Origin of the sequence: Peribacillus kribbensis DSM 17871 (genome assembly GCF_000430765.1) — a bacterium.
Taxonomy (GTDB): Bacteria; Bacillota; Bacilli; order Bacillales; family DSM-1321; genus Paraperibacillus; species Paraperibacillus kribbensis.
Window position 1 is genome coordinate 239,099 of the sequence record NZ_KE387243.1, and the last position, 20,201, is coordinate 259,299.

20 protein-coding genes and 1 pseudogene are annotated in these 20,201 nt (G+C 44.6%); 6 read left to right on the forward strand and 15 right to left on the reverse strand.

Annotation, left to right across the window (positions count from 1 at the left end):
- Window positions 1-18: 18 nt before the first annotated feature.
- From H539_RS0124950 to H539_RS0125005, 11 genes are all read right to left on the reverse strand, one after another.
- On the reverse strand, window positions 19-924 hold the full coding sequence (locus H539_RS0124950; protein ID WP_026695781.1) for a hydroxymethylglutaryl-CoA lyase: 906 nt from the start codon (window positions 922-924) through the stop codon (window positions 19-21).
- Window positions 925-943: 19 nt separating this feature from the next.
- Entirely contained in the window at window positions 944-1,156 is a 213-nt protein-coding gene (locus tag H539_RS0124955) for an acetyl-CoA carboxylase biotin carboxyl carrier protein subunit (RefSeq protein ID WP_026695782.1), read from the reverse strand.
- 11 nt (window positions 1,157-1,167) lie between these two features.
- Window positions 1,168-2,526 (reverse strand): acetyl-CoA carboxylase biotin carboxylase subunit, encoded by a 1,359-nt coding sequence (locus tag H539_RS0124960; RefSeq protein ID WP_026695783.1) that lies wholly within the window; start codon window positions 2,524-2,526, stop codon window positions 1,168-1,170.
- Window positions 2,527-2,538: 12 nt separating this feature from the next.
- Window positions 2,539-4,176: an AMP-binding protein gene (locus H539_RS0124965; RefSeq protein WP_026695784.1), complete on the reverse strand. Its 1,638-nt coding sequence runs from the start codon at window positions 4,174-4,176 to the stop codon at window positions 2,539-2,541.
- Window positions 4,177-4,245: 69 nt separating this feature from the next.
- Window positions 4,246-5,388, reverse strand: coding sequence for an acyl-CoA dehydrogenase (locus tag H539_RS0124970; protein ID WP_026695785.1), 1,143 nt, complete (start codon window positions 5,386-5,388; stop codon window positions 4,246-4,248).
- A gap of 69 nt (window positions 5,389-5,457) precedes the next feature.
- The gene (locus tag H539_RS0124975; RefSeq protein ID WP_026695786.1) at window positions 5,458-6,108 is read right to left on the reverse strand and encodes a TetR/AcrR family transcriptional regulator; all 651 of its coding nucleotides are present in this window, start codon (window positions 6,106-6,108) and stop codon (window positions 5,458-5,460) included.
- Between the two features lie 141 nt (window positions 6,109-6,249).
- The gene (locus H539_RS0124980) at window positions 6,250-6,726 is read right to left on the reverse strand and encodes a staygreen family protein (RefSeq protein ID WP_026695787.1); all 477 of its coding nucleotides are present in this window, start codon (window positions 6,724-6,726) and stop codon (window positions 6,250-6,252) included.
- Window positions 6,727-6,819: 93 nt separating this feature from the next.
- A complete protein-coding gene (locus H539_RS0124985; RefSeq protein WP_026695788.1) occupies window positions 6,820-7,596 on the reverse strand; it encodes a DUF4931 domain-containing protein in 777 nt (258 codons plus the stop codon).
- A gap of 144 nt (window positions 7,597-7,740) precedes the next feature.
- Window positions 7,741-10,188, reverse strand: coding sequence for a DNA topoisomerase IV subunit A (parC, locus tag H539_RS0124990; protein ID WP_026695789.1), 2,448 nt, complete (start codon window positions 10,186-10,188; stop codon window positions 7,741-7,743).
- Window positions 10,188-12,161 carry a DNA topoisomerase IV subunit B gene (gene parE, locus H539_RS0124995; RefSeq protein ID WP_026695790.1) on the reverse strand — a complete coding sequence of 658 codons (1,974 nt, stop codon included), beginning with the start codon at window positions 12,159-12,161 and terminating at the stop codon, window positions 10,188-10,190. Before parE ends, parC begins: the two co-directional genes overlap by 1 nt.
- 389 nt (window positions 12,162-12,550) lie before the next feature.
- Window positions 12,551-12,967 (reverse strand): CoA-binding protein, encoded by a 417-nt coding sequence (locus H539_RS0125005; RefSeq protein WP_026695791.1) that lies wholly within the window; start codon window positions 12,965-12,967, stop codon window positions 12,551-12,553.
- A 188-nt stretch (window positions 12,968-13,155) separates the two neighbouring features.
- Between H539_RS0125005 and plsY the strand changes: the two genes are divergently transcribed.
- Window positions 13,156-13,746: a glycerol-3-phosphate 1-O-acyltransferase PlsY gene (plsY, locus tag H539_RS0125010; RefSeq protein WP_026695792.1), complete on the forward strand. Its 591-nt coding sequence runs from the start codon at window positions 13,156-13,158 to the stop codon at window positions 13,744-13,746.
- Between the two features lie 365 nt (window positions 13,747-14,111).
- On the opposite strand, the gene H539_RS0125015 is transcribed toward plsY, so the two are convergent.
- Window positions 14,112-14,576 carry a hypothetical protein gene (locus tag H539_RS0125015; RefSeq protein WP_026695793.1) on the reverse strand — a complete coding sequence of 155 codons (465 nt, stop codon included), beginning with the start codon at window positions 14,574-14,576 and terminating at the stop codon, window positions 14,112-14,114.
- A gap of 222 nt (window positions 14,577-14,798) precedes the next feature.
- Between H539_RS0125015 and H539_RS29740 the strand changes: the two genes are divergently transcribed.
- Entirely contained in the window at window positions 14,799-15,119 is a 321-nt protein-coding gene (locus H539_RS29740; RefSeq protein WP_051348797.1) for an SdpI family protein, read from the forward strand.
- Between the two features lie 138 nt (window positions 15,120-15,257).
- Entirely contained in the window at window positions 15,258-16,040 is a 783-nt protein-coding gene (locus tag H539_RS0125025) for a TIGR00266 family protein (RefSeq protein WP_026695794.1), read from the forward strand.
- A 36-nt stretch (window positions 16,041-16,076) separates the two neighbouring features.
- On the opposite strand, the gene H539_RS29745 is transcribed toward H539_RS0125025, so the two are convergent.
- Window positions 16,077-16,790, reverse strand: coding sequence for a DUF2161 family putative PD-(D/E)XK-type phosphodiesterase (locus tag H539_RS29745; RefSeq protein ID WP_035324118.1), 714 nt, complete (start codon window positions 16,788-16,790; stop codon window positions 16,077-16,079).
- A gap of 119 nt (window positions 16,791-16,909) precedes the next feature.
- Between H539_RS29745 and H539_RS0125035 the strand changes: the two genes are divergently transcribed.
- The 3 genes and pseudogenes from H539_RS0125035 to H539_RS29750 all read left to right on the forward strand — a co-directional run bounded on the left by H539_RS0125035 (window position 16,910) and on the right by H539_RS29750 (window position 19,206).
- Entirely contained in the window at window positions 16,910-18,061 is a 1,152-nt protein-coding gene (locus H539_RS0125035; protein WP_026695795.1) for a CapA family protein, read from the forward strand.
- An 80-nt stretch (window positions 18,062-18,141) separates the two neighbouring features.
- A complete protein-coding gene (locus tag H539_RS0125040; protein WP_026695796.1) occupies window positions 18,142-18,432 on the forward strand; it encodes a HesB/YadR/YfhF family protein in 291 nt (96 codons plus the stop codon).
- Between the two features lie 66 nt (window positions 18,433-18,498).
- Window positions 18,499-19,206 (forward strand): annotated as a pseudogene (locus H539_RS29750) (nucleotidyltransferase domain-containing protein).
- Window positions 19,207-19,351: 145 nt separating this feature from the next.
- Here the strand turns inward: H539_RS29750 and H539_RS29755 are convergent.
- Complete coding sequence (locus H539_RS29755; RefSeq protein WP_245602261.1) at window positions 19,352-19,681, reverse strand: PadR family transcriptional regulator; 330 nt, start codon at window positions 19,679-19,681, stop codon at window positions 19,352-19,354.
- A 217-nt stretch (window positions 19,682-19,898) separates the two neighbouring features.
- On the reverse strand, window positions 19,899-20,192 hold the full coding sequence (locus H539_RS0125055; RefSeq protein ID WP_026695797.1) for a hypothetical protein: 294 nt from the start codon (window positions 20,190-20,192) through the stop codon (window positions 19,899-19,901).
- Between the last annotated feature and the right edge of the window lie 9 nt (window positions 20,193-20,201).

Genomic DNA, 20,201 nt, shown 5'->3' on the forward strand with positions numbered 1-20,201 from the left:
TTCTTTTTCCCTCCCTTATCAAGCGTGGGCCGAATTATACACAGCCATCTTATGGCTCGGAAGATTTCGGTTTAATTTGCATTGGAGCATTTCTGCTGAGTGAAGTAATTTGTCCTCATTCACTCCTGTATGGATTCCCATCCTTTCAAGCATATGGACGAGGTCATCTGTTGCTGCATTACCGGATGCACCGGGGGCGTAAGGGCAGCCGCCCAGCCCTCCAAGGGATGAATCAAATACGAAGAATCCCATTTCAAGGGATTTCAACACATTTGCCAGCGCCATTCCCCGGGTATCATGAAAATGGAGGGCGAATAGCGATGGATCATACCTTTTCAGGATTTCCCCTAGTACCTCTTCCACCAGCCTGGGATCCGCAACGCCGATTGTATCGCCCAATGACAGCTCGTAGATTCCCATCTCCAGAAGCTTTTCAGTCATTTTCAGGACACTTTCGGTGGAAACCTCTCCTTCGTATGGACAGCCGAAAACAGTGGAGAGATATCCTCTCACTTTTTTACCCGCGGAAATAGCCTCTAAGGCCGTCTCTGACAGGACAGGTATCGTATCTGCAATGGTTTTATTGATGTTCCGCTGATTATGTGTTTCCGTGGCCGACATGAAAACTGCAATTTCATCCACCTTTCCCTGCAGAGCTCGTTCAAGCCCTTTCAGGTTAGGCACCAGCGCACCATAGACAACACCTTCCTCACGGGTGATTCCCTGCATAACTTCCAGGGAATCGGAGAGCTGCGGAATCCACTTCGGATTGACAAAGGAAGCAGCCTCTATATAGGAAAGACCTGTTTTTGATAGAGAATCGATCCATTCGATTTTTCCAGCTGTACTGAGAGTGGTGCTTTCATTCTGGAGGCCGTCCCTTGGACCGACCTCCTTGATCAGTGCTGTTTTAGGCCATTTCATTTTTCCAGCCTCCCAAGAATTATTCGGATTCAGCCAGAATATCTCCGTCGTTTACAAAATCTCCTTCATTTACGTGGACTTCTGTAATTGTTCCATTCTCTTCAGCGGCAATCGGAATTTCCATTTTCATAGATTCCAGAATGATGATATCCTCGCCTGCATGTACTTTATCTCCTTTGGAAACAAGTATTTTCCAAACGCTTCCCGCCATATTTGATCTGATTTCTGCCATAATAATTCCTCCTAGGATGAAACTCGGCTGTTATTTGTCAGGTACTTTCCGATAAACTCTGTAGTCGTATCTCCTGCAGAAAATGCTTCCTGATGCAATATTTCAAGGAGTAAAGGAATGTTTGTTTTAATTCCCTGGACTGTGTACCCGGCCAGTGCCTCCTTCATTCTTTCGATAGCTTCGGGACGGTCCTTTCCTGTTGTGACAAGCTTCGCAATCATGGGATCATAAAAGTGCGATACATGTGAGGAAGAATGGACGCCAAGCTCGTGCCGGATGCCCTCACCCTCAGGGATATCGAGGGCTGTGATTTTTCCTGGAGACGGAAGCATCGTCTTTGGATCTTCTGCATAAATTCTTGCTTCAATCGAATGCCCTTCTAAAGGGATCTCCTCCTGCTTTAGCCTCAAAGTCTCTCCGGAAGCCACTCTTATCTGCTCCTCCACAAGATCGATGCCTGTAATTTCCTCTGTAATGGGATGCTCGACCTGCAGACGTGTATTCATTTCCAGAAAATAATACTTTTTATCCTGGTCTACAATGAATTCTATGGTTCCTGCATTGGTGTAGCCGATTTTTAAAGCTGCTTCGATGGCCGCCCGGCCCATTTCCTCCCTTGTTTCCTGATCCAGAAAGGGTGATGGAGCCTCCTCGATCACTTTTTGATGGCGCCTTTGAATCGAGCATTCCCTTTCCCAGAGATACATCCCATTACCATGGCTGTCGGCTAAAACCTGGATTTCAATATGACGGGGATTTTCAATCAGCTTTTCCAGAAACATATCTCCGTTGCCGAAAAACATGAGTGCTCTCTTTTGACTTCCTTCATATGCCTTCCTCAGCTCGGCTTCATTTGAACAGGCCTGCATCCCGATGCCTCCTCCTCCTGCCGAAGCCTTCAGCATCACTGGATATCCAAACTGAAGAGCGAGCTCTGCCGCTTCATCTGCATCTTTAATGCTCCTGGATATTCCCGGAACGAGAGGCAGCCCTGCTTTTTCCATCGCAATCCTGGCTTCCACCTTTTTGCCCATCAAGGAAATGACATCAGGAGAAGGACCGATGAAGGTGATTCCTTCCTCCCTGCATCTCTTTGCGAAGTCTGCATTTTCACTGAGAAATCCGTAACCAGGATGAATGCCGTCACATTGGGCTTCATGGGCTATTTCCAAGATTTTTTCTGCATTCAGATAGCTTTCCTGCACTCTCGGGGGGCCTAAAAGAAAGGCTTCATCCGCACTTTTGGTGTACGGTGCGTCCTGGTCTGCCTCTGAATAAACCGCAACCGTTCGGATGCCGAGTCGACTGCACGTCCGGATGATTCTCCCGGCTATTTCCCCCCGATTGGCAATCAGTATTTTTTTCAGCATGATATTCCTCCTTCAGGCCTTTAATAAATCTCTGCTCATTTCCCTCAGCTTAAATTTCTGGATCTTTCCTGAGGCAGTCATGGGATATTCTTTTGTGAATTCGATATAGCGGGGAATTTTATGCTTCGAAATCCTTCCTGAGCAAAACTCCCTGACCCCTTCAGCAGTGAGGGTCTTCCCTTCACGTGGAATGATCCAGGCCATGATTTCCTCCCCGTATTTCTCATCCGGGACGGCAATCACCTGCACATCCATAATATGTGGATGTGTGTAAAGAAACTCCTCAATCTCGCGCGGGTAGATGTTTTCCCCGCCTCGGATGATCATATCCTTCAACCGGCCGGTAACCTTTAAATATCCTTCGGAATCCATGACGCCCAGATCCCCGGTATGGAGCCATCCTTCTCCATCGATGGCTTCCTTTGTTGCCTCTGGATTCTTGTAATAGCCTTTCATCACGTGGTACCCTTTCGTACAGATTTCCCCTTGCGTGCCTCTTTCCACCTCTTGATCTGTACCTGGCATAACAATTTTCACTTCTACATGGGGAAGGGCCCTGCCGACGGATGAAACCCTGAATTCAATGGGATCATCGGTCCTTGTTTGGGTTATGACAGGGGAAGATTCTGTCTGGCCGTAGGCGATGGTGATTTCTGAGGCTCCCATTTTCTCCAAAACTGCTTTCATGACCTCCATCGGACAGTTCGAACCGGCCATAATTCCCGTCCTTAACGTGGATAAATCATAACTGTCAAAGTCATCAAGCCCGAGTTCCGATATAAACATGGTCGGCACTCCGTGAAGACCGGTGCATCTCTCACGCTGGACCGTCTCAAGTACATTCCGGGGATTGAATTCCTGGACAGGGACCATGGCAGCTCCTGTCGAGACGCAGGCCATGTTCCCCAGCACACATCCGAAACAGTGGAAAAAAGGAACCGGAATGCACAGCTTATCACCCGGACCAAGCTTCATGCATCGCCCTATGTTAAGGCCATTGTTCACGATATTCGAATGAGTGAGCATAACACCCTTCGGAAAACCGGTGGTCCCGGAGGTGTACTGCATATTAATCACATCATCCCAATGCAGGCTGTCAAGGCGGAAGTCCAGCTCTTCCTCAGTGACTGAATTCCTTCCTTCCATCAAGTCCTCCCAGCTGAAGGTTCCGGGAAATCTTTTTTCGCCTAGTACAATGACATTCTTTAAATGCGGGAGCTTATCGGATAGCAGCTTTCCTGGGATGGAATTCTTCAGTTCCGGAACGATTCCATACAACGTATCGATGTAGGAATGGTCTTTTACATGTTCCATGAGAATCAGAGTTTTAGAGTCTGATTGCTTCAGCAAATACTCCAATTCCTGCGCCTGATAATTGGTATTGACCGTCACCAGCACACCGCCCATCATCCCGGTGGAGAACTGGGTGATCAGCCATTCCGGAGTGTTTGAAGCCCAGATGGCGATATGGTCTCCCTTTTCAATGCCTAAGCTCATAAATCCCCGGGCTGCCTGTCTGCATACCTGATAAAATTCATGATAGGTATATTTTAGACCGCGGTCAGAATAAATGACTGCCTCCGCCTGCGGCTGTCTGGCTGCTGTTTCCTCAAGAAGTCTTCCGACTGTTACCTTTAATGTCTCTGCCACTAAAAATCCCCCTTTGCTTGATTTACATTCAGCGGGAATCTAGTTGTTCGACGATTCTTTTAAACCTAATCAGCAGCCTAACTGTCTTGAGATGACCAGTCTTTGAATTTCAGAGGTGCCTTCGCCGATTTCCAGGAGCTTGGCATCCCGCAAATATCTTTCAACCTCATATTCTTTCATATATCCATATCCGCCATGAATCTGAATGGCCTGATTACATGTTCTGAAGGCCATTTCAGTGGCAAAAAGCTTGGCATAGGCCGATTCTTTTGTAAAAGGCTTCTTCTGGTCTTTCAGCCAGGCAGCCTTATAAACCATATTCCTTGCCAGTTCGATTTCCATGGCCATGTCTGCCAGCTTAAAGGCGATGGCCTGGAAGCTTGAAATCGGCTTGCCGAACTGCATTCTCTCCTTAGAATAGGCGTGAGCCTTTTCAAAGGCCGCCTGTGCCAGCCCCACGGCAAGCGCCGCAATCGAAATCCTTCCGCCATCTAGCGTATAAAGGAACTGCTTGAATCCTTTCTGAGGATCGCCGAGTATATTTTCCTTTGGAATCCGGACATCCTCTAATACGATTTGGGAGGTGTTCGAAGCCCTGACGCCCATCTTGTCATAATCGCTTGTAATCGTGAGTCCCTTTGTATCGGTCGGAACGATAAAGGCAGAAATGATATTTTTTCCCGCTTCGTCCTTTCCTGATACCGCCGTGACGGTCAGAGTTTTGGCATAGCCTGCATTGGTGATCCAGCACTTTTCGCCATTTATCACATATTCATCTCCGTCAAGGACTGCACTTGTCCTTGTGCCTCCAGCATCAGAGCCGGCATTTGGCTCGGTCAAACCAAAGGATGCGAGAGCTTCCCCCTTTGCGAGGGGCACTAGATACTTTTGTTTTTGTTCCTCAGTGCCGAAATAATAAAGGGGGCTTGAACCAAGGGAAATGGCAGCCGCATAGCTAAGACCCGTTCCGCCGCAGGCTTTGCCGATTTCTTCAACGGCTATGGCATAAGAAATAGTGTCGCCTCCCGAACCGCCGTATTCTTCAGGGAATGGCAGGCCGAGAAGACCGAGCTTTCCCATTTTGGTAAACACGTCTTCAGGGAATTTAGAATCGCGGTCAAGTTCAAATGCAATGGGTTGAATTTCCCTTTCTGCAAAGTCCCTGACCATTTCTTTTATCATCTGCTGTTCCTTCGTTAATGAAAAATCCATGAAAATCCTCCTTAAAGTCTTCAAGAGACCGACTGGTTGGTCTGTACACAAAATGTAAGCGCTTTAATTCTAATCCGTATGAGAATCTTTCAAAAAGTAACAGGCAAAACGTGGGTCCTTTTTTGTTTCATCGGTCAAAAGACTGTTCAAAATGAGATCCACATAAATGTCTCCAATTTCATCAATGGTCTTGCTTCCTTCCGGATGGTACCATTTATAGGTCCAGTTCACCATTCCAAGGATGCTCATGCCGGTAATTTCCACCGAAATTTCATTGCGGAACTGGCCTTCCTGTATTCCTTCCCTTAGGACTTTGAAAATGATGTTTTTATAGGCGTTTCGCTTGCTCTTAATTTCTTCTGTATATTCTGGTTTTAAGTACATGCTTTCCTGGTAAAAAACTGAGATGTGAGGTTTATAGAGGTGAAATACTTTTACAAATGACTGAATGATTTTTTTCAGCTTTTCTGTGGGATTCTGGCTGGATGATTCTGCTTCTTCTGCTTTCGTTAGTACATAAGAAATAAAGTAATCATGAATGACATATAGAAGTTCATCTTTGGATTGAAAGTGATGGTAAAATCCGCCCTTTGAAGTGCCGCTCTCTGCAACAATCTGATTGACCGTTACACCATGGAAGCCGTGCATTTCAAACAGCTTCAACGAATGATCGATGATTCTGTCCCTTAACTCCGTGAGTTTCAGCTCCTTTCCGTACATCGAAATGACCTTCTATCCTAAATATTAAAATAATACAGTAAACTCTGTCAATGAAGACGTAAAAAAACGGAAGGAGGGCTTTATATACGGCCCGCCTTCCGTTTGTCATTGTGCCAAGAACCGGAGTGCTGAAACCCTGGGCTATGCATTGGCGATTTTACTTTTTTGCAGAAACTGTCTTGGTGTTCCAAAAAAAAGCATCTTATTGTAAGCAGGATAAACTGACTCAAAATGAACATAAATCGGACTGTCAAGGAGCCAAGGGAAGTACTGGAAAAATGCCTGGTCCCCAAAAATAATTGCTTCAAGGGCGGTCTCCATCTCTTTTTCGAAAATCATATACCTGATTTTTGCGGCATTTTCGCTGTATTCATGGCCACCTACATAGACTTTTCCGCAAAGAACATACTGTCCCAGCTGCGGGATCCATTCCGCATTCACTTCATCCCTAAGGTTCGGATTGACAGATTCCGCATCAAATTCCCGGCCGATCGTTAACGTCAATTCTCCTGTTGCATCTGAATGCGTCAAGGTATATTTTCTGTTGTCAAAAGGCATAAAGGCAGTTGTCATCGGCCTATAGCGGGTCACAAGCTTGCTTGGATCGAACTTAGACATAACGGGCATTCCCTTCCTCTAAGATAAAGACTCTTTCCCTATCTTATGGCAGAGGCCATCCGTTGTGACAAACTCCCAATAAAGGGGCCCGGTCTAATTGATGTCCAATCCGTACATCTCCTGGATCCGGAGTTTGGTATCCACCAGATTATTGGAAACCTGGGAGAAGGAATAACCAACAAACAGTGGTGAGACGACAAATCGGGGAATAATTTTACATATTACTTTTCCTTGGTAGTGATAGAAAAATAAATTATAGCTTGTACAGCTCCGATGAAAGTGATTAAGGACAAAATGGACAGCAGATTGAAGATAACGGGCAAAAATGGATAGATCCCCGCCTTCCTTCATGATGACATTGAACTCCGTAAACCCCATAATCGGATGCTCGGAAATATTTAATTCAACATGATTCTTTCGTCCTGCAGGGATGCCTTCGAAATACTTCGGACTTAATTTCTGCTGATAGTCCGCATCTTTCAAGCCGACAATCTGCATATGCGGATGATGGATCGTCCCTCCTGAAAGCGGGCCGTGATTTTTATAAAAGATTACAGATTTATATAATCCGCTTTCCCTCATTTCATTCCATTTGGATACACCGAATTCAAGAAGGGTTTTTAAATGCTCAAAGCTATATGTGGAAATGTCCTCCTCGCAGTTATCCGTTTCGATAATCAGTGTTTGGAATGTATCCTTTAAAGTCGGATATTTATTCATTAAATAAAGGATGGACCCTTTTTCGTCCAAGATGTCTGTAAGAGATTCTCTCTCACAAAAAGGGCAGGCTGTACTGCGGTTGACCATACTGTTCGGCTTTCCTGCACCGATATTATTTTGAAAATAGATTAAATCGTTTTCTTTTGACACTAGATGCGCCCCCATACATTCTATTCATGACATTATTGTAGCACCGATAGAGACTTAAATTCTAGTGATTGGATGCAGCCCTGGAAAGTCAGGTATTTCTGCTGAAAAAACCCGGCTTCCCCACAAGGGGCGGCCGGGTTCTGATTAGGATTGAGTGTCTTCTTTTTGAGATTCCGGGGTTTCTTCCCAAAATTCAGCTGCATTTCCGCTTTCATTTGCATCAATGATAAATGAACCGTTTGTGTAGCGGTCGTTAAATCGGATATCGGATACTCTGATGGTTTCCTGTGCCCCTTTTTCGGTCTTGATATGGATGAGCGAATCTTGTTTGGCAACACATGCACCGATGACTCTGTGCGGATTGGATTTAAGCTCCCGCAGCATGACGACTCCGCGCTTGGCACGCGAAGACTTTTCGAATTCCTTCAGCTTCATTCTTTTCACTGCTCCACGCTGGGTAGCGATGACAATGCTTTCCTTTGCGGGGTCGGAGATCAGGTTTCCGGAAACAACAAAATCCCCTTCCTTTAAGTTAATGCCTTTGACACCTGCCGCACGTGCTCCCACAACACTGACTTCCTCTTCATTGAACCATAGAGAATATCCGAAGGAGGTGGAAAGGAAGACATCACGGGTTCCGTCTGTCAAATATACATCCACTACCTCGTCTTCGCCCTTCAGATTGATGGCCACCAGCGGTTTGGTATAGCGCTGCGCCTTGTAAAGCAGCAATTCAGTCTTTTTGGCCATGCCGTTTTTGGTAAAGAATAAGAGAAATTCTGGTTTGTCAAAATCCCTGATCGGTATGGCTTTGACGATCTGCTCATCCCTTCCGATCGGGACGATGCTTGCGATGTGCTGGCCGATATCCTTCCAGCGGATATCCGGCAGCAGATGGACCGGACAATATAAGTAACTTCCTTTATTGGTAAAGATCAAAAGAACATCTGTCGTATTGATCTCGAATTGGGAGATCAGCCTGTCGGAATCCTTCATGCCGAAATCCTGGCCGCCTGAGGCAGAATAGGAGCGCAGGCTTGTCCGTTTAATATAGCCTTCTTTGGTTACTGTAACCATGACGTCCTCGCTTGCGATCAGCACCTCAAGATTAATTTTGATATCCTCAATTTCTTCTTCAATTTTGCTTCGTCTTACATCGTTGAACTGCTTTTTGACTTCCTTTAATTCTTTTTTGATAACCGACATCAATTTCTTTTCGTTATCAAGGATAGCCTTCAGCTCGTTGATTTTCTTCTCCAATTCCTCTGCTTCCTGCCGTAGTGCGGTTATATCGGTATTGGTCAGCCGGTATAACTGCAGGGAGACAATGGCTTCTGCCTGAGGCTCGGTAAAGCCGAACTTCGCCATAATATTCTCTTTGGCATCCCTTTTATCCTTGGATGCACGGATGGCTGCGATTACTTCGTCGAGGATGGACAGAGCCTTCATCAGTCCTTCGACGATATGCTGCCGGTCGAGTGCTTTCCCCAGCTCATAACGGGATCGATTGATGACGACCTCTTTCCTATGATTGATATAGGCATCGAGCAGTTTTGGCAGGCTCATCAATGTCGGCCGTTTTTTATAAATCGCTACCATATTCAAGTTATATGGTACCTGCAGGTCGGAATTCTTATATAGGTACTTCAGGACACCGTCAGCATCTGCCTCTTTTTTCAGCTCCACCACAATACGGAGGCCTGTGCGGTCCGTCTCGTCACGGACTTCAGAAATTCCCTCCACTTTCCGGTCCAGCCGGAATTCATCCATCTTGCGTACAAGATTGGCTTTATTTACTTCAAAAGGTATTTCGGTGATCACGATCTGCTGCTTGCCGCCTCTGATTGTCTCAATCTCGGCTTTGCCCCGGATGATAATCTTGCCCTTCCCCGTCTCATAGGCTTTCTTGATTCCATCCACGCCCTGAATAATCCCTCCTGTAGGGAAATCAGGCCCTTTAATGACTGTCATTAAGTCATCGACAGAGCATGAAGGGGAATCAATCCGCATGATGGCAGCATCAATAACCTCCCCCAGCTGATGAGGAGGAATTTCTGTAGCATATCCGGCTGAAATCCCTGTTGATCCATTGACCAGCAGGTTGGGATACATCGCTGGCAGGACGACCGGTTCATTGGCCGTATCATCAAAGTTTGGTACGAAATCAACGGTCCTTTTATCAATATCCCGAAGAAGTTCTCCAGCAATGGCGGAAATTCGGGCTTCTGTGTAACGCATGGCTGCAGGCGGGTCGCCGTCCAGGCTTCCATTGTTGCCGTGCATTTCGACCAGCACATTCCGAAGCTTCCAGTCCTGGCTCATCCGCACCATGGCATCATATACCGAAGAATCACCATGGGGATGATAGTTTCCGATTACATTCCCGACTGTCTTCGCAGATTTTCTGAATCCTTTGTCATGAGTGTTTCCTTCTTCATGCATGGCAAACAGGATTCTTCTCTGCACCGGCTTTAAGCCGTCCCTCGCATCCGGAAGCGCCCGGTCCTGTATGATATATTTACTGTATCGTCCAAATCGGTCGCCGATTACATCCTCAAGCGGGAGGTCGCGGTATTTCTCAACGGTTGACATTATTGGACCTCCTCATCTATCTGCAGATTTTCATTTTCTAAAATATTGGTTTCATCTTCCATGCTGAACGCAACATTTGATTCAATCCATTTGCGCCGCGGTTCCACTTTATCACCCATCAGTGTTGTGACTCTCCGCTCTGCACGGGCAATATCATCGATCCTTACCCGGATCAAGGTGCGGCTCTCAGGATTCATGGTGGTTTCCCACAGCTGGTCTGCGTTCATTTCTCCAAGACCCTTATAGCGCTGGATGATATAGCCGCGGCCAACCTTCTTCATGGCCCCCTGCAGTTCTTCATCGCTCCACGCATATTCAACGATCTCTTTTTTTCCGGATCCCTTAGATACTTTATACAGAGGCGGAAGGGCAATATAAATCTTGCCTGCCTCAATAAGCGGCTTCATATAACGATAGAAAAAGGTAAGAAGCAGCACCTGGATATGGGCACCGTCTGTATCCGCATCCGTCATGATGATGACCTTGTCATAATTGATATCCTCGACGCTGAAATCAGGTCCGACACCTCCGCCGATGGCATGGATGATCGTATTGATTTCTTCATTTTTAAAGATGTCCTGAAGCTTAGCTTTTTCGGTGTTGATGACCTTGCCCCTTAGAGGAAGCACTGCCTGAAAACGTCTGTCGCGGCCCTGTTTAGCCGATCCACCCGCAGAGTCGCCTTCCACAAGATAAATTTCATTCTTCTGTGGATTCCTGGACTGAGCCGGAGTGAGCTTCCCGGATAAAATCGCCTCGGATTTTTTGCGTTTCTTACCGCTCCTTGCTTCCTCGCGGGCTTTTCTTGCTGCTTCCCGGGCCTGGTAGGCCTTGATCGCCTTTTTCACCAATAGAGAGCTGATATCAGGATTCTCGGCCAGAAAATAGGCTAAATGCTCAGAAACCATCGCATCCACACTTGATCGTGCTTCACTTGTTCCGAGCTTGCTCTTTGTCTGACCCTCGAATTGAAGAAATTCTTCCGGAATCCTTACGGAAATAATGGCTGCAAGCCCCTCACGGATATCAGAGCCTTCCAGGTTCTTATCCTTCTCCTTCAGCAGGCCGCTTTTGCGGGCAAATTCATTGAATACCCTCGTCATGGCAGTCTTTGCTCCGACCTCATGGGTGCCGCCATCCTTTGTACGGACATTGTTGACAAAGCTCAGGATATTTTCTGAATAGCCGTCATTAAATTGAAAAGCAAAGTCGACTTCAATGTCATTCTGCTCTCCCTCGAAGGATACGACCTTGTGAAGGGTGTCTTTTTCCTCATTCAAGTACTCGACAAAGGCTTGGATCCCAGTCTCAAATTGAAAGATGTCCCTCTGTCTGTCCCTCTCGTCGATCAGTTCTATTTTCATCCCTTTCAGAAGGAAGGCAGATTCTCTCAAACGCTCTGAAAGTGTTTCATAATTGAAGTTGGTCGTAGAAAAAATGGAAGGATCAGGCTTGAACGAGATGGTCGTGCCAGTCTGGTTCGTCTTGCCGATCTTCTCTAAGGTTGTTTCCGGCTTTCCTCCATTGACGAAACGCTGCTGATAAACAAAACCGTCCCTTTTGATGGTGACGACCAGCCATTCTGATAAGGCATTCACAACGGAAGCCCCGACGCCATGGAGCCCGCCGCTCGTCTTATAGCCGCCCTGCCCGAATTTACCCCCTGCATGGAGGACCGTCAGGATAATCTCTGGTGTCGGCTTTCCCATTTTATGCATGCCAACCGGCATTCCGCGTCCCTTGTCTTCAACAGAGAGGGAGTTGTCCTTGTGTATTTTAACGGTTATGTGATTACCGAAACCCGCAAGCGCTTCGTCAACTGAATTGTCGACGATTTCGTAAACTAAATGATGCAGACCTCTCGCATCGGTGCTCCCTATGTACATGCCGGGCCGCTTTCTGACCGCTTCTAAGCCCTCCAGCACCTGTATGGCATCATCGTTATATTCTATCTGATTCGCATTCGTTGACACTAAAAATCCCCTTTCTAACTCATAAAGCCCTTTGACTTGGGAGAAAACTTTTTATCTGTTTGCCAGTTTTCCCTGAAAGATATTTTCATTATAAAACAAGCCAGAAAAAAGAACAAATGTTCTATTTTGATCTGGTACCTTATTTTAATTTCCCGTTTGATTAGTCGTACCGCTGATTGCAGATTTTATTCAGGCAGCCTGTCCTCAGGTCAATGCTTTAGCCTCATCCCTATTTTAACGGTTATTTTTCATTTAGCAAATAAGCCTTTAAAAAAAAGAGAAGGCGGACAGGTTGTTCTTTTGCAGATTTTACACCGCCAGTGGCTAGTATATCACTTCTTTCCCGCGCATAACAAAAGGAGCCCATGCAGGTGCTCCTTATCAAAAATCTATTTGGTTATCGCATGCTCTACTTTTATGCATCGGTCCATGATGACCGTATATCCTTTTTCTTTTAAGAAATCATAGGCTTCCTGGTTATATAATCCCAGCTGGGCCCAATAGACATCGGCATCAATCTCGGCAAATTCCTTCGCTGGCTCCATAAGGAATTCAGACCGCCTGAAAACATTGACGATATCCACGTGACCCTCAATGTCCTTTAATGATTTTACCGGCTTGACTCCCAGAATTTCATTTTTTGCTGTGGGGTTAACCGGGATAATCTCATATCCCGCCTTCTGCATAGCTGCAGATACCATATAGGAGGTCCGCTCAGGGTTCTCTGACAAACCCACTACAGCAATGCGCTTTGCTTTTTTTAAGATCTTTCCAATCTCTTCTCTTGAAGGATTTTCAATCGCCATTTTATCCCGTCCTTTCAAAGCCACGTTTGAATGTATTATACCCTTTAAGCATACAAAAAAACGAATGGCTTTTCTCTGGGTTTCTCTGGATTTTTACTTTCAACGAGAGGAATCTCTGAACATTTGATGGATTTTTGCCAAACTCATGATAAAATAAAAAAACAGAAATAGAGAAAGGGCTGCAGGAAATGACAATAGCAGTATTAGTGTTAGCTTATTTGATAGGATCGATTCCTTCAGGGCTGATCATTGGAAAGGTTTTTTACAAAACCGATATCAGGCAGCATGGCAGCGGCAATCTTGGAGGTACCAACACATTCAGGGTGCTGGGAAAAAAAGCAGGCATTATTGTGACGCTGATGGATATTTTAAAAGGAACTCTGGCAACTCTTCTGCCGCATCTTTTGGGAGTGGATGTACATCCTCTACTTGCAGGTGTTTTTGCAGTAGTCGGTCATATGTACCCGATTTTTGCAGGATTCAGAGGAGGAAAAGCCGTGGCCACATCTGGAGGATTGGTGCTTGGCTATGTACCGTTAATGTTTCTTTTCGTACTCGTTTTCTTTTTTATTTGCTTATACATAACCAGATATGTTTCCTTATCCTCCATCATAACAGCTGTGGGTGCCCTGGTTTATTCCATTGTAATAAGGGATATTCCGCTCATCATCGTAATTTCACTCATCACGGTCTTTATTATATACAGGCACAGGGCCAATATCGCCAGGATTGCAAATGGCACCGAACCAAAAATTCCATGGTTTTCTAAAAAGAGATAGCTCCAGCTTCGTACTTTTTAATTAAACACACAAGAATGGACGTATGAATTGGCATACGTCTTTTTCTTTGAATAACCGGAAAAGCTCCGCTTATTTTACGCTGTTTCCCCCATATGGACCTCTTCAATCCTTGCATTCCAATTTCGATACGACTGCCATCCAGGCACATAACAACCCTATAAGCGCCGGCTGTCTAGGGCTGCTTCCGAACCTTCACCAAAGAAATCAGGGAATACGTCATTTAAAGAGTGAAGGATTTTTATGGGCTGTTTCAGGTCGCATGTATGAATGTGATCCTCTAATTCGCGGGATTTCCCAATCTGTAAAACTGCAAAAAAACAACCGCCCAAAATGGCGGCTGGCAGCTAAACAATATACTCTTTATAGGAATATCTGAAGATCCTCCTCTCGATCCTGCCGCGGTCGCCAATGAAAACATACCACCGTTCCCCAATATAAAAGGGATTGGAGAGAAGCTTTTCTACCACATAGGAGACACAGCCCTGATCGTCGGTGTCTTCCGGTTTTATGCGGCTTGAAAGTGCCAATACGAAATAAGGTTTTTCCTTGTCGAACTCAAGAAGCTGAAGATAATACATTTTTCTCTGAGATTTATTAAATTCCTTCAGGACATTATCTATGCTTTTTTCAATATCGATTTCGTACTTGTCAGCATCGGACCATTTCTGTAAAAGAGAATCAAACAGGGAGAGCGTGAGGATATAATGAGTTGCGAATTCCTGAGGATTAAAGGTCTTCACACTGTCATGGTTTTCATCCGCTGGAACTACAATGAATTTGTCATAATCGGCAAAAAATTTAGCAGTCATAGTATACCTTCTTTCTTAGGATGCGCAGGTCAGGCTTGTCTATTTGGGTTGAATTATGTTGAATGATTAATGAAAGCCTTATTATTTACTTCTTTTTTCAATCAGATTTTCCTGCTCTTTCATTGAAAATAATGACCGATTTTTGAAAAATTTGCTGCACTCATCGTATATGGAGTATGTGATGGCCAATAAACAGGAAAATAGTCATAGAGCCTATTTACTTTGTGTTCAGGTCAATATGGAAATCTGGATTTTATTCTTGTAGGTCCATCCTTCGTTGTTCTCGGAAATTATATGCCCCAGGTCAAGCCGAATTATTTTGTGGGAATCAAGACTCCGTGGACCTTGAATCATGAGACAGTTTGGAAGAAGACTCACAGATTCGGCGGAAAGGTCTTTATGATTTGCGGCGTCCTTTTCATGGTATCGGTCCTGCTGCCGCAGCCGTACAAAGAACCTTTATTAATGCCAGGAATTCTCATTATTTTAATATCGCCTGTAGCGTATTCTTACTTGTTATATAAGAAAACCCTCAAAGGGTAACAAACAGTTAGCTTGTGAGAAAGCTGGAAGCGGGATGATTTAGCGTTTTTTGTTAAAAATCTATAGCGGAATTTTCTTCCATCGCCTAGAATTTAGTTATAACAGAAGATGTGAATTCTCGCTTTAGGAGGCGGTCTTATGAAGAATCATGAAATTGATTTCAAAATATACGGCGACGATATGCAGTTTGTAGAAGTGGAGCTTGATCCCGGGGAAACTGTGGTCGCTGAAGCAGGAAGCCTGATGATGATGGAAGATGGCATACAGATGGAAACGATCTTCGGAAGCGGCGGAGAAAACGGCTTCATGGGCAAACTGTTTTCTGCTGGTAAAAGAGTATTGACTGGCGAGAGTCTTTTTATGACCACCTTTACCAATGAGGCAAATGGAAAAAAGCATGTTTCCTTTGCTTCTCCATACCCAGGGAAAATTATCCCTATGAATTTGAGTCTGTATAATCATAAAATTATCTGCCAGAAGGATGCATTTCTGGCTGCGGCTAAAGGAGTTTCCATCGGCATCGAATTTCAGCGCAAGATAAAAGCAGGTTTTTTCGGCGGTGAAGGCTTCATTATGCAGAAACTAGAGGGCGATGGGATGGCCTTTGTCCATGCGGGCGGAACCATACATAAAAAAGATCTCTCCCCAGGGGAAGTCCTCCGCGTCGATACAGGATGTCTAGCAGCCATGACCAGCTCTGTTCAGTACGATGTTGAGTTTGTGAAAGGAGTCAGGACCGCTCTATTTGGCGGTGAAGGCTTATTTTTTGCCACCCTGCGCGGTCCAGGCACCATCTGGGTTCAGTCCCTTCCCTTCAGCCGCCTTGCCAGCAGGGTATTTGCCGCAGCCCCAGGACGCGGAGGAGCAAAGGATGAAGGCAGCATAGCCAAAGGAATCTTTGATATTTTTGGCGGCGATTGAATACGTTAGGGGAGGAGTTCTGTTTCTCCCCTTTTTTCAGTCCTCTCGCAGGGAGAATGCCTGGATCTGAAGCGGATACTCCTCCAAGGCGTCTCTGCCTGTTGAACTGATTTGATAGTTGCCGCGTCCGCTCCTTTCGAACCAGCCATAATAATTTTTATAAAGGATGGACTGTGTTTTCTCTCCTGTGCCCATTTCCCGGAGTGCTTTTGGTGTCAGGATGCCATGCTTGTTCAATAGGAAGGCAATGTGGATGCTCGCTTCCTTATAGGCAGTCATTAAGCTTGTCTGGCTGCTTCCCCCTTTGTTCCAGTCTCCGTTCCTTCCATTAATCTCCTTGAGTATCCGTTCTTTTTTCTTTCGATTTTGAGTGAGACTTCTTTTCTTATCGAATGGAGCCGGCTCATGAACAATGGTAACGCCAGCCTTCTTATGAAGGAAAGAAACCAGAATCAGCCCGATTTCAAGACGTCTGATCAAGTGTAGGAGATCCTGCCATTTTTTTGTTTTAATCAAAGAAGGTTTCCGGGGAACGGCGATATAAACTTGATCAGTAATCCGGAGTCTTTTGGCTGCCTGGAGCAGGAGTTCCAGGTTTAAGGTAAGTTTCAATTCAACAATGACCAATTCCCCTGCCTTTACTGCGGCAATATCACAATGATGGACTTCACCAAAAACGTCATATCCTCTGGCTGATAAATAATCCCGGACGGGTGCGTATAAATCTGTCTCAAACAGCTTATCGTTCATATAAAAGCGGTCCTTCTTCCATTTCTATCGGTTCTGGATGATGTTTAAATTTTTCCACTATATTCATTCTCACTTTCCATATATTATATAGGAAACCATTACATTAGGAGAGTAAAAATATGAAAAAATTACTGCTGGCAGGTATCGCTGTACTGCTGCTGGTCCTTGGTCTTTCGGTCTTTCTCTTGAAAGACCTGCAGGATGAAAGGACGAAAGGCAGCAGCGAGCCCCAAATGAACTCTCTTCCGTTAAGAAATGACTCATTGAATCATAAAAACTATCAACATACCAGTGCCACCCTTGGAGCCATAGGGGATGTACTGATTCATGACAGGGTTTATAAGGATGCCTTCCATAATGGAAAATACGATTTTGACCCGATGTTACAGCCGGTAAAGAAATTGCTGCAAAAGCCTGATCTCCTGATCGCCAATCAAGAGTCTATGATTGGCGGGACTCAAATAGGTCTGTCCAACTATCCCTCTTTTAACAGCCCTTTTGAAATTGCGGACACGCTGAAGCGAAACGGAGTGGATATTGTATCTATTTCAAATAACCATTCCATGGACCACGGAGAAAAAGCTTTATACAGTGCCATCGGACATTATAATCAATTGGGGATGCCCTATACAGGGGCATATAAAAGCTTGGAAGATAAGATGCGATTACGAGTGCTGAATAGAAATGATATTTCCTTTGGATTTCTATCTTATACGTATGGACTGAATGGGAATGTGCTTCCAAAGAACAAGCCGTACCTGGTTAATATTTTTGATATCCATACCGTCCTCGAGGATATCAAACATGCCAGGAACCAGGTTGATGTTGTGGTCGTGAGCACCCACTGGGGCACCGAATACGAACGAATGCCCTCCAAGGAACAAATGAAATGGGCAGATGAGATGGCAAAGGCAGGCGCTGATATTATCATCGGCCATCATCCCCATGTTCTCCAGCCAATTCAATGGATCCAGCATTCTGGGAAGAAGACGCTTGTCGTGTATTCACTGGGTAACTTTCTCTCTGGCCAGACCCATGACTATAAGGATATCGGAGGAATCCTAACCGTAAAGGTGAATAAAACCGTTACAAACAAAACAAAAGAGATTAACCTTGAAAACTATCAGTTTACCCCCACATTTGTTACAAGCAGCAAACAAAAGCACTATCAAGTACTGCCTCTAAAAGAAGCTGAAGAAAAAGGCCTCGTCCAGAAACCGGAATCGTATCAGGAAACGCTGGCCCATATGTCTGCATGGACAACTGAGTAATGCAGCTGTTAGGACTGGGAATTAGAAAAATGAATCATTTTCTACTATACTATTTGTAAGAAGTGATCGGAGGAGAAATCATGGAAATCAAAATCAGCGATGAAGCAGCAAAATGGTATGAGGAAGAAATGGATCTAAAAACAGGAGATTTTGTCCGCTTTCTTGCAAGATACGGAGGCTGCAGTACGGTCCAGAGCGGGTTCTCTCTTGGAATCAGCAAAGAAGAACCGATAAATCCAGGTGCATCTTCCATGAAAAATGGAGTCACATATTTTATTGAAGAAAGTGACTTATGGTATTTTGACAATCATAATTTAGAGGTTGGCTATAATGTTCAATTCCAGGAACCGGAAATTACTTATGGAAAATAATTCTTTCTATCCCGTATACTAAATTCAGGAGATCTCTCCTGAATTTTTTTTGAAAGGCGGTTTTTTATGCGAAAGGATCCCATACAGGCGGCAGCTGCCTTTGTCGAGCAATTTTTCCCGGATTGTGAAGCGGCATTATTGGGCGGCAGTACAGCAAGAGGTGAAGCTACCTCCACTTCCGATCTGGACATTTTTATTTATGATTCATCCATCCATAAAGAACACAGGGAATCTTTCTATGAACAAGAGTGGATGATAGAAGCATTCGTACATAATAACGAATCCTATAAAAGATATTGTACTCAGGATTGTGAACGCGGCAGGCCTTCCCTTCCCCGGATGGTTTTTGAAGGAATCGTGATTAGAAACAGCCCTTCTGTTCCAGGTTTAAAGGCTCATGCTGAAAAGCTCCTCTCCTCTGGCCCTCCGCCATGGAATAGCAAAGACATCGAACTCAAACGTTATTTTATTACCGATCTCGTATTGGATTTTATAGGCAGTTCCGACAGGCATGAAGAAATATTTATTGCGGGAACGCTTGCCGAGCTTGTGCATGAATTCGTTTTACGTACGGACGCCCAATGGACTGGAACCTCTAAGTGGATATGGAAAGTTATGAAGGCTTATGATCCCATGCTTGCAGCATAGTTTTTTGAAGCCTTTGATATCTTTTACAGGCATGGTGAAAAGGATCACATCCTTCAATTTACCGACAAAATCCTTGAACAATATGGCGGCCGCCTATTCAGCGGCTTCTCCGTAGGAAAAGAATAAAGAAAGGGCAGCATCCGAGTGAACTCTGATGTCTGCCCTTTTTAAGTTTTACTGTTTTGCCCGATTTGCAAGTTTTGCTTTTTTAGCATAAAACCATTAAAAACTTAATTGTTATGCACGATTTGCGCGTTTACATAATTTTGCTTCATTCTGCATGAAAAAGCGTCTTTAACAATGCTCCCTGAAACATACTCCATTCCTTCTTCTGCTGGTTTAGCTCCCTTCTCCCCTCTTCGGTCAATGTGTAATATTTTCTTTGGGGCCCTTCCTTAGAATCCTTCCAGTAAAGATCGACGAACCCCTTTTCGTGCAGTCTTTTTAGGGCTGGATAAACGCTTCCTTCTTTTAGCTGAAAATAGCCATCGCTTACCCGATTCCCTGTTTCCATCAGCTCATATCCATACATATCCCGAATGTCAAGGAAAGACAATAGAATCATTTCACTGACTCCTTTTATCAGTTCTGTTTTCCTCATAACAGCTCCTTTATCCACAACTATATCTTCATTTGATATAGTATATTTTTGGTATTATCCACAACTATATCTTATTAAAATATAGCGGTTTATTAAAGTATTTTTTCTATTTTTTTTTGCCATGGAACAATTAAAAGGAGATATAAAATCCCTGGATTTTATATCTCCCATTTTGTTTCTTAATGTAGTTTTCTTTTATGCCCGCTAAAGCATTTTTTTAGGCATCTAGCAGTGGCTCATGAATCCCTTCAGCACTTAATATAAACCGCTGCCGTTCTCCAAGGAGATCAAAATGAGGATATCCTTCTTTTTGGTGTATCCATTCTTTTTTTAAATCATAGGCCTTACCCCATTCAGCAAGCTGATCGAGGTTCTTGCAGCCCGCTTTTGTCACGGTTTTGCATCCGGGAAATCGGTCATCCAGCCAGTAGTGTGTAAGGAAGGCTATTTCTCCGGAGTCAATTTTTCTTTTCCATTCTTCAACATCTTTGCGTTTGATACCGAAAGCCATTTATCTTCA